This is a genomic window from Acuticoccus kalidii (assembly GCF_021556395.1).
In the GTDB taxonomy this organism is placed as follows: Bacteria; Pseudomonadota; Alphaproteobacteria; order Rhizobiales; family Amorphaceae; genus Acuticoccus; species Acuticoccus kalidii.
The window spans coordinates 632,495-644,938 of record NZ_JAKGCS010000036.1 but is presented as its reverse complement, the minus strand read 5'-3'; the positions used below and the strand labels follow the sequence as shown (position 1 = coordinate 644,938).

General features: G+C 66.6%; 9 protein-coding genes and 1 tRNA gene. 1 reads left to right on the top strand and 9 read right to left on the bottom strand.

All coding sequences use genetic code 11. The features are described 5' to 3' along the window. Positions 1-17: 17 nt before the first annotated feature. The 4 genes from L1787_RS23990 to L1787_RS23975 all read right to left on the bottom strand — a co-directional run bounded on the left by L1787_RS23990 (position 18) and on the right by L1787_RS23975 (position 3,751). On the bottom strand, positions 18-1,061 hold the full coding sequence (locus tag L1787_RS23990) for a glycosyltransferase (RefSeq protein WP_235711629.1): 1,044 nt from the start codon (positions 1,059-1,061) through the stop codon (positions 18-20). 37 nt (positions 1,062-1,098) lie between these two features. After that, entirely contained in the window at positions 1,099-2,637 is a 1,539-nt protein-coding gene (locus L1787_RS23985; RefSeq protein ID WP_235711628.1) for a glycosyltransferase, read from the bottom strand. 22 nt (positions 2,638-2,659) lie between these two features. Continuing rightward, positions 2,660-3,604, bottom strand: a complete 945-nt coding sequence (gene fcl / locus L1787_RS23980; RefSeq protein WP_369415138.1) for a GDP-L-fucose synthase — start codon at positions 3,602-3,604, stop codon at positions 2,660-2,662. A gap of 71 nt (positions 3,605-3,675) precedes the next feature. Beyond that, positions 3,676-3,751, bottom strand: a tRNA-Ala gene (locus L1787_RS23975). 376 nt (positions 3,752-4,127) lie between these two features. Between L1787_RS23975 and L1787_RS23970 the strand changes: the two genes are divergently transcribed. Further along, the gene (locus L1787_RS23970; protein WP_235711626.1) at positions 4,128-4,805 is read left to right on the top strand and encodes a hypothetical protein; all 678 of its coding nucleotides are present in this window, start codon (positions 4,128-4,130) and stop codon (positions 4,803-4,805) included. Between the two features lie 48 nt (positions 4,806-4,853). On the opposite strand, the gene ligA is transcribed toward L1787_RS23970, so the two are convergent. The 5 genes from ligA to ftsZ form a co-directional block, all read right to left on the bottom strand. Further along, a complete protein-coding gene (gene ligA / locus L1787_RS23965; RefSeq protein WP_235711625.1) occupies positions 4,854-7,022 on the bottom strand; it encodes an NAD-dependent DNA ligase LigA in 2,169 nt (722 codons plus the stop codon). A 189-nt stretch (positions 7,023-7,211) separates the two neighbouring features. Then, entirely contained in the window at positions 7,212-8,867 is a 1,656-nt protein-coding gene (recN, locus tag L1787_RS23960) for a DNA repair protein RecN (RefSeq protein WP_235711624.1), read from the bottom strand. 115 nt (positions 8,868-8,982) lie between these two features. Continuing rightward, positions 8,983-9,801, bottom strand: a complete 819-nt coding sequence (locus tag L1787_RS23955) for an outer membrane protein assembly factor BamD (RefSeq protein WP_235711623.1) — start codon at positions 9,799-9,801, stop codon at positions 8,983-8,985. A gap of 113 nt (positions 9,802-9,914) precedes the next feature. Continuing rightward, entirely contained in the window at positions 9,915-10,745 is an 831-nt protein-coding gene (gene lpxC / locus L1787_RS23950; protein WP_369415137.1) for a UDP-3-O-acyl-N-acetylglucosamine deacetylase, read from the bottom strand. Then, positions 10,745-12,403: a cell division protein FtsZ gene (ftsZ, locus tag L1787_RS23945; RefSeq protein ID WP_235711622.1), complete on the bottom strand. Its 1,659-nt coding sequence runs from the start codon at positions 12,401-12,403 to the stop codon at positions 10,745-10,747. Before ftsZ ends, lpxC begins: the two co-directional genes overlap by 1 nt. Between the last annotated feature and the right edge of the window lie 41 nt (positions 12,404-12,444).

The window sequence follows — 12,444 nt, the reverse complement described above, 5'->3', positions numbered from 1 at the left end:
AGGATGTGTCCAAATTGTTATCTGCGACGATTTAAGCGCCTTTCGCGAACGGCTCGTCTTAACTTGTTTCCGAAATGGGCAGAAATATCGGTCGTTGCCCAACGACGACCATCTTCTGTCAGAAAAGAGATCAATCGTTCGCGGTCGAGGTCCCACTCTTCGCGTCCGCGTTTTACCCGCAGCCGCGCCGCGCGCGACAAGTCTTCGACCTGCGCCTCGCCGAGCATCGGAAGCGCGTAAGGGCGATCCGGATCATAGAGGAGGCCACTCGACATGTGGCCGATATACTGGTTCGCCGTCGGCCGGTCCGGCGCGACGACGATCTGCCCGCGCGCCATCGCCTCGAGCGTCGCCATGCCGATGCCCTCGGTGAGGCGCGGCGCGAAGTAGAAGAGCGGCGTCGTGCTCACGGCGTGATAGTCGGCCGCGTTGTCGAACCACTTCGACGTCGAGACGGACACACCGTTCACCTTGTCGCGGAAGCGGTAGCCGTGCGCGCCCTTGCCCTCGTCCGCAAAGTCGGGCGCGGCGTGGAGGTGCAGCTTGCCGATGCTCAGCGCGCGGCACTGCTGGATCACCGAACGCGCGTTCGGGATCTCGCGCGGCCGGCGCTCCCAGAAGAAGGCCGACCAGGTCGAGCGCGCGAACGGCCGGTCGATCGCCTCGCCGGCCTCCGGCCAATATTCGAAGCACACCGAACGGCAATCGAGCTGCAAGAGGCGCTTGTGCAGCTCGCGCGAGAAGGACGCGAAACGGCAGCCGACGAACTGCTGGAAGAACGCGTCCGGCCGCGCCCACGCCCCGTCATACATCGGCGCGATGACGGCGTTGCGCAGGCCGAGCGGCAGCAATCGTTCGGCGACGTATTCGGTCTGCCAGAACACCCACAGGTCATAGCTGTGGCTGCGATAGTGCTCGATGATCGCATCGTCGGAGATGCCGGCATCCTCGGGCGAGGAATCGAGCACCGTGAGGTCGCCGAGGTCGCGCAGGACATCCTGCATGAAGGCGCTCGACTTGGTGCGGCCATGGAAAGTGTGGCCCACGAAACAGATCTTCACCGGGCCGCTCCCTGGTCGGCGACGAGGACGAATGCCATTAGCCGAGCTCCACACTCACGAGGGACACGCCAAGAACCCGGTGATCCGCCCCGACATTCGACGCGCGCGACGGGCGGAGCGTGATGCGGTTGGCGTAGGCCCCGCCGCGCCAGACCTCGCCCACCGGCGCGCTGATCAGATACTCGTTGCCGGCAGTTGGCCCGCTCTCCGCGACCACCGTCCCGTTCACGGTGATCTGCAATGTCTGACCCGGAACGGCCGGGTTGGTGCGGGCGCGCACGTTGAGGCGCGTCACCGTGTCGAGTGAGGAAAGGCGCAGCTCGCTCACATCGCCCTTCGACCAGATGTGCGTGCCCTCCGGCGACCACCACCCGGCGAGGAGATAGGACTCCGTTTCGTGCGCCGTCGACGCGTTGAAGAAGATCGGATCCCCGACCGGGCGCGGGGTGATCTCCGCCTCGAACTCGAAACGAAGCTCGGTCAACGCGAAGGCGACGATGATCGCCGACTCGGGATGGCGGATCGAATCGGTCGGAATGAGATCGATCGCGGTCGACGGCTCGATATGACGATCGAACCGGATCTCGATCGAGAACGCGCCGGTCGGCACACGCTCGCGCGCCAGCGTCTTGCCGTCGGCGACGACTTCGATCGTCTGCGACGCGATGTGGTTGAAGCCGCTGACGTGGAGTGCCGTGGCGCCCCGATGCTCGGGACTGACGACGCGGAGGCCGCTGCCCGTCACCCACTTGAACGGCTCGTCGAGCTCGGGCAGCTCGGTCCCCGACTTCGAGGGCTGCAGGCCCATGATGATCTCGCCGGACATCAGCGAGCGCTGACCCTCGAACGGCGAATTGCTCCGGTAGAAGAAGCGGTCGACGAGGTCCGGCCGCTCCGAATAGCGCCGATAGACATTGTTCCATTCGAGCCGGCACAGATCGCCCTGCTGGGCGGAGAAGCCGCCGCCCATATAATGGGACACGATCTCGTCGATATATTGCGGCTCAGCTCCGTCATGGACCGCGCGCAAGAGAAAGTCATGATCGGCGCAGATGCGCAGCGCGGTGTCGTAGCGCTTTTTGAGGAGCAGCGAGACGCGCGTCATCGTCGCCTGGTGCGCGGGGAATCGGGAGAGCCATTTGCCCGAGATGTTCCCTTTGCGCAGGATCTTCATCTGCTCCCGGAAATCGGTCGAGGCCTCGAACCGATCGACGCCGCGGTCGCGGTAGATGTGGTTGCCGTAGATGATGTCGGCGCTCGCGCGACGGCGTTCCCACAGCTTCGACAGCGCGCGCTCGGTGTAGAAGCGATCGCCGGCATTGAGGAAGAGGATGTACTCTTTCGAAGCGAACGCCGCCGCGCGGTTCATCGCATCGAAGATGCCGGCGTCTTCGATGATCTCAAGCCGGTCGATATCATCGCGATAGAGTTCGAGGATCTCGTGAGACTCGTCCCAACTGCTGCCGTCGACGACGAGAAGTTCGAGATCGTCATGGTCCTGCGCGATGACACTTTCCAAGGTCAACGGCAGGTCGTCAGCGGCGTTGAGGGCGACCGTCGCGACAGTAATGCTCATAGATGAAAGAGATCCGATGGAATCAGGCGACAGCCGTATGGTGCTCGACAAACCACTCATACGTGGATTTGAGCCCGTCGCGAAGACCAATTTGCGGCCGCCAGCCGAGGGCCATCAGACGTGAGGCGTCCATCAGCTTGCGCGGTGTCCCGTCCGGCTTCGACGAATCGAGCTCCAGACGGCCTTCATAACCGACGACGTCCATGACGATCTCGGCCACCTCGCGGATGGTCACGTCCTCGCCGACACCGATATTGAGATGCTCGAACTCGTCGTAATATTTCGCGGCATAGAGGATGCCGGAGGCGCAATCGTCGACGTGCATGAACTCGCGGCGCGGCGTGCCGCTGCCCCAGAGCATCATGTGGTCGGCGCCGGTGAGCTTGGCCTCGTGCGCCTTGCGCATCAGCGCCGGAATGACGTGGCTCGACTGGAGATCGAAATTGTCACCGGGGCCGTAGAGATTGGTGGGCATCACCGAGATATAACGCGCGCCATACTGCTTCTTCAGCGCCTGGCACATCTTGATCCCGGCGATCTTGGCGATCGCATACCACTCGTTCGTCGGCTCGAGCGGGCCGGTCAGCAGCGCGTCCTCGTGCATCGGCTGGGGTGCGTGCTTCGGATAGATGCACGACGAACCGAGGAAGACGAGCCGTTCGACGCCCGCCTCGAACGCGCCGCGGATGATCGCGGTTTCGATCTCGATATTGTCGAACAGGAATTCGGACGGATAGGTGTCGTTCGCGAGGATGCCGCCGACGCGCGCCGCCGCCACGAAAATGATGTCGGGTTTGTTGGCCTCGATCCAGGCTTTGACCGCAGCCCGGTCGCGAAGGTCGAGTTCCGTACGCGGCACCGTCAAGACGTCCGCGCAGCCCTCCTTCTGGAGCGCGCGTAAAATACCCTGCCCAACCATCCCACGATGACCGGCCACCCAGACGCGCTTGCCATTGAGATCGAAGATTTCGCGCATTCTTCCCCACACCGATGGTCAGGCGCGAACTCTACGGGAAGGACGCCCCGCTGTCAGCTAGCTGGTGGAGCCGAGGGGATTCGAACCCCTGACCTCTGCAGTGCGATTGCAGCGCTCTCCCAACTGAGCTACGGCCCCGTGGCTCCGGGGTATGTGGTGACGCGCCGCCAAAGTCAACACGAAGATTGCATGTCTTTCGTGGCACGCACGGGTCACGGGCCGGCCTCCCCGATATTCGCCGTGGCCGGCTCCCCTCGCCACGGCGAAAATACCAGGCACGCCGGGCCTGTTCCCGCGCGATTCGGGCGTCGGCGCGACCTGTTGAAAACCCCATACCGAGCGGCCGCGCGAGGCGCATCGCCCATCGCCCCGCGTGGCGCGAATGGCGAATGCGGGGTCGTGTCGCTTCCGTCGCCCTGTCACACGCGCTATGCACCATCCGGCGTCCAGCGTGCGACGGCGGGTTCGTCGCTGGACGGCCCTTCCTGGAAGACGCTGTAATGAAGAGCACCGCGTGATCGTATTCCTGCAAGCCCCGATGGGCCCCGGCAGCTCCCTATTCGACATGCTCACCGCGGCGATGCCGGCGGCGGACATCGCCTGGGTCGGTCGATCGATCCGCCTCGCGGAACTGCGGGAGGGCCTGCCGGGCCGCTCGCCGAAGATCGTCGGCGGTCCGTTCGGCCTCGCAGCGGCCGACGGGCTCAAGGGCGTCCGCCTCTTCATGACGGTGCTGTCGGATCCGGTCGCGCGCACCGTCCACATCTGGGAAAATGCCGCCCGCACCCCCGATCACCCGTTTCACGAGGTACCGCACACGCTGACCCTGCGCGAGGCGATCGAGGAAGATCACCCGTTCCGCCATATGCTGTGCAACGGCCTCACCCGCACGCTGACCCCGGCGAACAAGCCGCCGTCCGCCGGCCATGCGATGGAAGCGCTGCGCACGATGCCGTTCCTGATCGGCCATCCCTCGCACCCGCGCGTCTTCGCGGACGCGCTCGGCAAACAACTCGGCCTCGCGCGGGGGACGATCGACCCGCGCGCCTTCCGTCTCGGCCGACTGCCGCGCATCGCGCCGGACGTGCGCAAGGTGGTCTCCGAGGCGAACGGGCAGGATATGAGCCTCCTCCACGCCATCGCCGAACTCCAGGGCGAGGCGAAGATGCTGCGCACCGGCGTCGCGGCCTAGCGAAAGCGGCGCATCCGCGCGGCGGCGGCCACGCCGAGGCGCGGCCGGTCAGGCGTGCTTGGCGCGCTCCATCCAGGTCTCCTCGTCCCAGATTTCAAGGCCGAGCGACTGCGCCTTGGCGAGCTTCGAGCCGGCGCCCGGACCGGCGACGACGATATCCGTCTTCTTCGAGATCGACCCCACCACGCGCGCGCCGAGCGATTCGGCACGCGCCTTCGCCTCGTCGCGCGTCATCTGTTCGAGTGAGCCGGTGAAGACGATCGACTTGCCGGAGATCGGCGAATCGACCGCGCGGGCGACCTCGTCCTCGACGGTGATTTCCGCCGACAGATCGTCGATCACCTGAACATTATGATGTTCGCCGAAGAACGCCTCCAAGGCGTCGGCGACCACGTCGCCGAGCCCGTCGATCGCGGCGAGCTCGGCGCGCACGCCCTGCCCCTCCTCGGCGTCCTTGCTCCATGAGGGGAGGTCGTCGAGCGGCGTTCCGGCCGCCACCCCCTCGTTTCGCGTCGATCGCTCATCGGCCGCGATGGCGAGGAGGCGCATCGCCTCGCGGAAGGCGTCCCAGGTCTTGAAGTGGAGCGCGAGAACGCGCGAGGAGATCTCCCCCACCCGCCGGATCCCGAGGGCGTAGATGACCCGTCGCAGCGAAATCGTGCGCCGGCTCTCGATCGAGTTGAAGAGATTCTGAACGCTCGTCTCGCCATAGCCTTCGCGGTTGACGAGCCGTTCGCCCTGCGGCCGTGCCGCATCGCGCTGCGCGAGGGTGAAGATATCGGCCGGCGTCTTGATGAGGCCGGCCGCGTGGAAAGCGGCGATCTGCTTGGCGCCGAGGCCCTCGATATCGAACGCGGCGCGGCTCACGAAGTGCTTCAGCCGCTCCACCTGCTGCGCCTCGCAGACGAGACCGCCGGTGCAACGACGCACCACGTCCGGCCGGCCGGTACGCGGGTTCATCTCGGCGACGACCTGGCTGCCGCACACGGGGCATTTGTCGGGGAAGACGTACGGCTCGGTGCCCTCCGGCCGCTTGTCCTTGAGGACGCTGACCACCTGCGGGATCACGTCGCCGGCGCGCTGGATCTCCACCGTATCGCCGGGCCGCACGTCGAGACGGGCGATCTCGTCGGCATTGTGCAGCGTCGCGTTGCGCACGACGACGCCGCCGACGGTGATCGGAACGAGCCGCGCGACCGGCGTCAACGCGCCGGTGCGGCCGACCTGGATCTCGATCGCCTCGAGCTCGGTGATCGCCCGCTCGGCCGGAAATTTATGCGCGATCGCCCAACGCGGACGCCGCTCGCGCTCGCCGAGCCGGGCCTGAAGGTCGAGCCGGTCGACTTTATAGACCATGCCGTCGATATCGTAGGCGAGCCCGGCCCGCTCCGCCGCGATCGCCTGATAGGCGGCGATCAGCTCCTCGAGGCTCTCGCAATGGCGCGTCAGTGGATTGACGGGGAGGCCGAAGCGCTTCAGCGCCGCGATCATCCCCTCCTGCGTGTCGGCCGGCAGAACGCTCACTTCGCCCCAACCATAGGCGAAGAATTGGAGCGGCCGGTCGCCGGTCTTCGCCGCATCGACCTGGCGCAGAGAACCCGCGGCGGCATTGCGCGGGTTCGCGACGGGGCGCTTGTCCTCTTCCACAAGGCGGGTATTCAGCGCCTCGAAATCGGCGTGGGTCATGTAGACCTCGCCGCGGACCTCGAAGAGATCGGGCGCGTCCTCGCCGAGCGTCTGCGGGATCGCGGCGACATAGGCGACATTGGCGGTGACGTTCTCGCCCGTCGCCCCGTCGCCCCGCGTCGCGGCGACGGCCAATTTGCGGTTCTCGTACCGCAGGCTGATCGACAGACCGTCGATCTTCGGTTCGGCGGTGAAGGTCAGCGGCGCGTCGGCGGCAAGGCGCAGGAAGCGGCGCACACGCGTGATGAAATCGGCGACCTCCTCCTCCGTCAGCGCCTTGTTGAGGGAGAGCATCGGCACCGGATGCTCCACCGTCGCGAAGGCGCCCGACGGCGCGGCGCCGATGCCGGAGGTGATGGAACCGTCGGCGAGCTCGGGAAAGTCGGACTCGAGGTCTTCGAGCTCGCGGCGGAGCGCGTCATAGTCCGCGTCGGAGATCGTCGGATTGTCGTCCTGGAAATAGCGCTTGTCGTGCTCGGCGATCTCGGCCGCGAGGGCGGCATGACGATCGGACGCCTTCTTGTCGGCCACGGTGTCCCTCCCCCTCAGCCCTCGGTTTCCACGACGGCGATCCGATCGCCGGTGTCGGTCAGATGCCCGTGCCTGAAATTACGCATTCGGGCGCGAGCGCCGAACGCGATGCGTCCACATCGGCACGAGGCCCGCCATATCGGGGGAGACCATACGCGATTTTTCCCCTCGGCAAGGGGCGAAGGCGGCTTATGCGCCGATCAGTTTGTCGGCCGCCGCGCGCGCCTCGTCGGTGATCGTCGCGCCGGCGAGCATCCGGGCGATTTCCTCCCGGCGCTCCTTGCCTTCGAGCGGCCGCACGCTGGTCGATGTGGTCGAGCCGTTGGTGTGGGTCTTGGCGATGAGGAGGTGTTGGTTGGCCCGCGCGGCGACCTGCGGGGCGTGGGTGATCGACACCACCTGGACCGCGTCGGCGAGACGGGCCATGCGCACGCCGATCGCATCCGAGACCGCGCCGCCGACGCCGGTGTCGATCTCGTCGAAGATCAGCGTCGAGGCCGAGCCTTTGTCGGCGAGGCAAACCTTGAGGGCGAGAAGGAAACGCGACAGCTCGCCGCCCGACGCCACCTTCATGATCGGACCCGGCGGCGAGCCCGGATTGGTCTGAACCCAGAAGGCGATCTGATCGACCCCTTCGGGGCCGGGCGCCGCGGTTTCGTGGCGCACCATGAAGGTCGCCTTGTCGAGCTTCAGCGGGCCGAGTTCGGCCGCGACCGCCGCCTCGAGAGTGCCCGCCGTCGCCTGACGCCGCTCCGACAGCGCCGCGGCCGCCTCGCGATAGGCCCGCTCGGTCTTCGCGACCTCCCCGGCGAGGAGATCGCGCCGTGCCTCGCCGGCGTCGAGGTCGGTGAGTTCGTCGGCCATGCGGGCGGCGAGGTCGGCGAGATCGTCGACCGGTGTCTTGAATTTGCGCGAAGCGGCGCGGAGGGCGAAGAGGCGCTCCTCGAGGCCTTCCAGCTGTTGGGGATCGAAATCGAGCGAGCGCTGCGCCTCGGCGATCGTGCTGCGCGCCTCTTCGAGCGCGTCGAGCGCGACCGATAGCGCGTCCATCACCGGGTTGAGCTGCTCCTCCGCCCCTTCCCGCTTGCGCTCCAATTTGCGCAGAACGCCGGCAAGGGTGGGGATCGGCGAACGCGAGCCCTCGAGGCTTCCGGCCGCCTCGTTGAGATCGCCGGCGACCTTCTCCGCCGCCGCCATCGACTGACGTCCTGCGGTGAGGCGCTCCTCCTCGCCGGGCTCGGGGTCGAGCGCTTCGAGCTCCTCGACGGCGGCGCGCAGGAAGTCGGCCTCCTCGCGGGCGGCGGCGAGCTTTTCCTCGTGCGCCGCGAGGGCCTCCTCGGCGTCCTTGAGATTTTGCCAGAGGCGCGCGACATGGCTCGCCTCGCCGGCGAGCCCGCCAAAGGCATCGAGCAATCGGCGATGGTGCGATGCCTGGACGAGACTGCGGTCGGCATGTTGGCCGTGCACCTCGACGAGCAGCGCACCGAGCTGACGCAACAGTCCGACGCTCACCGGCTGGTCGTTGACGAACGCGCGCGCCTTGCCGTCGGCGTTCTGCACCCGGCGGACGATCAGCGCGTCGTCGCGCGCGATGCCCGCTTCATCGAGAATGGCGAAGGCCGGATGGTTCGGTGCGACATTGAACGTCGCGGCGATCGAGCCCGACGCCTCGCCCGTGCGGACGAGATTGCCGTCCGCCTTCGCGCCGAGCGCGAGGGACAGGGCGTCGAGAAGGATGGATTTGCCCGCACCGGTCTCGCCGGTGAGCACGGTGAAGCCGGTCTCGAAGGAGAGATCGAGCGCGTCGATCAGTACGATATTGCGGACAGAAAGCCGTGAGAGCACGCGCGCCTGATCCTTCCGGCACCGCCTGCGTCGCACGCAAGCGGGCCTGCCCTTCGTTCATCCATGATGCAGTGGCACAGCCATCGCGGGCTCGCCCGCCAAGTCGAGTCGCCGCCTAGAGCAGATCGAAGCCCTTGAACGCCTTGCTGATCCAGCTCGTCGTCGTCTCGCTCGGCTCGTACCCGCCCGACTGCAACAGCGAATAGGCGTCGCGATACCAACGGCTTTGCGGGAAGTTGTGCCCCAGCACCGCCGCCGCCGTCTGCGCCTCCTGCGTCAGGCCCATCGCATAATAGGATTCGGTGAGCCGGAACAGAGCCTCTTCGACGTGGCGCGTCGTCTGGTATTTCTCGACCACGACACGGAAGCGGTTGATGGCGGCGAGATTGTCGTTCCGCTCCAGATAGTAGCGGCCGACTTCCATTTCCTTGCCCGCAAGCTGATCCGTCGTCGCTTGGATCTTGTTGCGTGCGTCTTCGGCATACTCGGAATCGGGATACTTCTCGATCAGCGTCTTGTACGCGTTGAGCGCCCGCTCCGTCTGATCCTGATCGCGCGTCACATCCGGAACTTGCTTATAATAGGAGTTCGCGATGATGTACTGGGCGTAAGCCGCGTCCGGGTGGTTCGGGTAGAGCGAGAGGAAGCGCTGCCCCGCGTTGATCGCGTCCTGATAGTTGCCGCGCGAGTAGCTCGCGAAGGCGAGCATCACCTGGCTCTTGCGACCGAAATCGGTGTGCGGGTGGAGCCGGTCCACCTCCTCGAACTTCACCATCGCGGTGCGATAGTCGCCCGCGTTCATGAGAACGAGGCCTTCATTGTAGAGCTGATCGGCCGGCGTATCCTCGAATTCCACCTCGACAATCTTGTTGCCGCAGGCGCCAAGGGCCAGCAAGGCGACGACCGCAATCGGCCGAGCATACCGCTTCAGCATAGGACCAACTCCAACTCTTACAGCCCAACCTCATACCAGCGTGCGAAGCCAGCGCCAACGGAGGGCGGGCCTTCCGGATTGTCGTCAATAAGTCGCAGTCAAAACTGTTTCAATTAAGCAACAATTTGAACGTTTTCCGCGTCGGCGAACAAAGCGCGTAACAGCTCGTAGTTCAAGCGGTGTCCGCCTTTGTGGCTCCGATAAAGGCCGAGGATCGGTTTTCCCGCGAGCGCCGTGTCGCCGATCGCGTCGAGCAGCTTGTGACGCACGAACTCGTCCGGGAAGCGCAGCCCCTCGGGATTGGCGACCGTCGCCCCGTCGACCGCGACGGCATTCTCGAGCGAGGCGCCCTTCGCAAATCCCTTGCGGTGAAGCATCTCGACATCGCGCAGCCGGCCGAAGGTGCGCGCCGGCGCGATCTCCCGCGCGAACCCCTCGGCCGTGAGATCGAACGCGAGGCGCTGGACGCCGATGATCGCGTCCGGAAAGTCGATGCAGACATCGAACCGGCGACCGTCGAAGGGAAGGAAGGCGGCGAACGCATCGCGCGAGCGCACCGCGACCGGCCGCATCACGCGGATCGCCTCGCCCGCCGGGGCCGGCTCGATCGCCGGGCGGATCGCCTCGACAAAGGGCGCGGCGCTGCCGTCCATGATGGGAACTTCGGGCCCGTCGATCGACACCGTCGCATCGCGCACGCCGAACGCCGCGAGCGCCGACATCAGATGTTCGATCGTCTTCACCGCCGCGCCGTTCTCCTGCACGACGGTCTGCAGCCGGGTTGCCGCGACGTTGCGCCAGTCGGCGCGAACGGTGCCGCCGGTGTCGGCCCGGCGGAAGACGATACCGTCCTCGCCAGGACCCACAACAAGCGAAACGCCGGCGCCCGAATGGACGCCGACGCCTTTGAGCTCGATCGGCTCGCGAAGCCTATGGGCTTCGATCAGTTTGCCTGACGACGCAGGAATGCCGGGATCTCCAGCTGATCGTCGTCGAGCTGCCGGGCCGCGGGACGGGTGCGCGAGGCGGGCTCGCCCTCACCCTGACGCGGACGACGCTGGGCGACTTCCGGTTTCGGACGGGCGCGGCGGGGCGCGGGGGCCTCGTCGGACGCTTCGTCCATGTAACGCTCGTCGCTCGGTGCGGGAAGACGGCGACGCTCTTCACGCTGCGGCGCCGGGAGACGGCCCTGGGCAGCGCGACGACGCGCGGCGCGCGGCTCGACCTGCTCGAACTCTTCCTCCTCCTCCTCGTCGCGGCGGGACAGACCGCTCGCGATCCGGCGCAGGAGACCCATCGGACGACGGCCGTCGGCCTCGTGATAGTCGTAGGCGTCGGGCTGACGCGGACGGGCGACGGGCGCCTCGGCCGCGATCGGCGGTGCGTCGTGGAGGTCGTCATCCTCCGGCAGCTCGGCGGCGATGAGGTCCTCGTCGTCGTAGACCTCGGCCTGCTCGACCGGCTCGAGATCGGCCTCGAAGTCTTCGAGACCGGCCGCGACCGCGGCAATCGCCGCTTCACCCGGATCGGCCAGCGCGACGGCCGTGCCCGGTGCCGCCTCGGTCTTCTTCGCGGTGCGATCGGCGAAGGAGACGACGCGGGTGTCTTCCGGCTCCGACTCGATGCCCGCCGGGTCCTGATCGATGCCCGTCGCGACGACGGAGACGCGGATCACGCCCTCGAGCGAATCGTCGAACGTCGCGCCGAAGATGATGTTGGCGTCGTCGTCGACTTCCTCGCGGATGCGGGTCGTCGCCTCGTCCACCTCGAAGAGGGTGAGGTCCTTGCCGCCGACGACGGAGACGAGAAGGCCGCGGGCGCCCTTCATCGAGGTCTCGTCGAGGAGCGGGTTGGAGATGGCGGCCTCGGCGGCCTGGAGGGCGCGGCCCTCGCCGGACGCTTCGCCCGTGCCCATCATCGCCTTGCCCATGTTGCGCATCACGGAGCGCACGTCGGCGAAGTCGAGGTTGATGAGACCTTCCTTGACCATCAGGTCGGTGATGCAGGCAACGCCCGAATAGAGCACCTGGTCCGCCATCGCGAAGGCGTCGGCGAAGGTGGTCTGCGCGTTCGCGATCCGGAACAGGTTCTGGTTCGGGATCACGATCAGCGTGTCGACGTGCTGGGCGAGCTCTTCGATGCCGGCATCGGCGAGCTTGGCCCGACGCGCGCCTTCAAACTGGAAGGGACGCGTCACGACACCGACCGTTAGTATACCCTGGTCGCGCGCCACCCGCGCCACGACGGGGGCCGAGCCGGTGCCGGTGCCACCGCCCATACCGGCGGTGATGAACACCATGTGCGAGCCGGACAGATGGTCGGCGATCTCGTCGATCACCTCCTCGGCGGCGGCACGGCCGACATCCGGCTGCGAGCCTGCGCCGAGACCTTCGGTCACGGCGATGCCCATCTGGATGACCCGCTCCGACTTGGAGAGGTTGAGCGACTGAGCGTCGGTGTTGGCCACGACAAAGTCGCAGCCGGCGAGCCCGGCCTCGATCATGTTGTTGACCGCGTTGCACCCCGCCCCGCCGACGCCGAACACCATGATACGCGGCTTCAACTCAGTCAGGTCGGGCGTCTTCAAGTTAATGGACGACATGATTGTCTCCCGTGTCTCGTCCCAATGCCCGAACCGGGCGC

What these genes read in the sequence shown, in the direction of transcription:
- ftsZ (WP_235711622.1), bottom strand. Translation starts at nt 12,403, where the DNA reads ATGTCGTCCATTAACTTGAAGACGCCCGACCTGACTGAGTTGAAGCCG.
- L1787_RS23955 (WP_235711623.1), bottom strand. Translation starts at nt 9,801, where the DNA reads ATGCTGAAGCGGTATGCTCGGCCGATTGCGGTCGTCGCCTTGCTGGCC.
- L1787_RS23985 (WP_235711628.1), bottom strand. Translation starts at nt 2,637, where the DNA reads ATGAGCATTACTGTCGCGACGGTCGCCCTCAACGCCGCTGACGACCTG.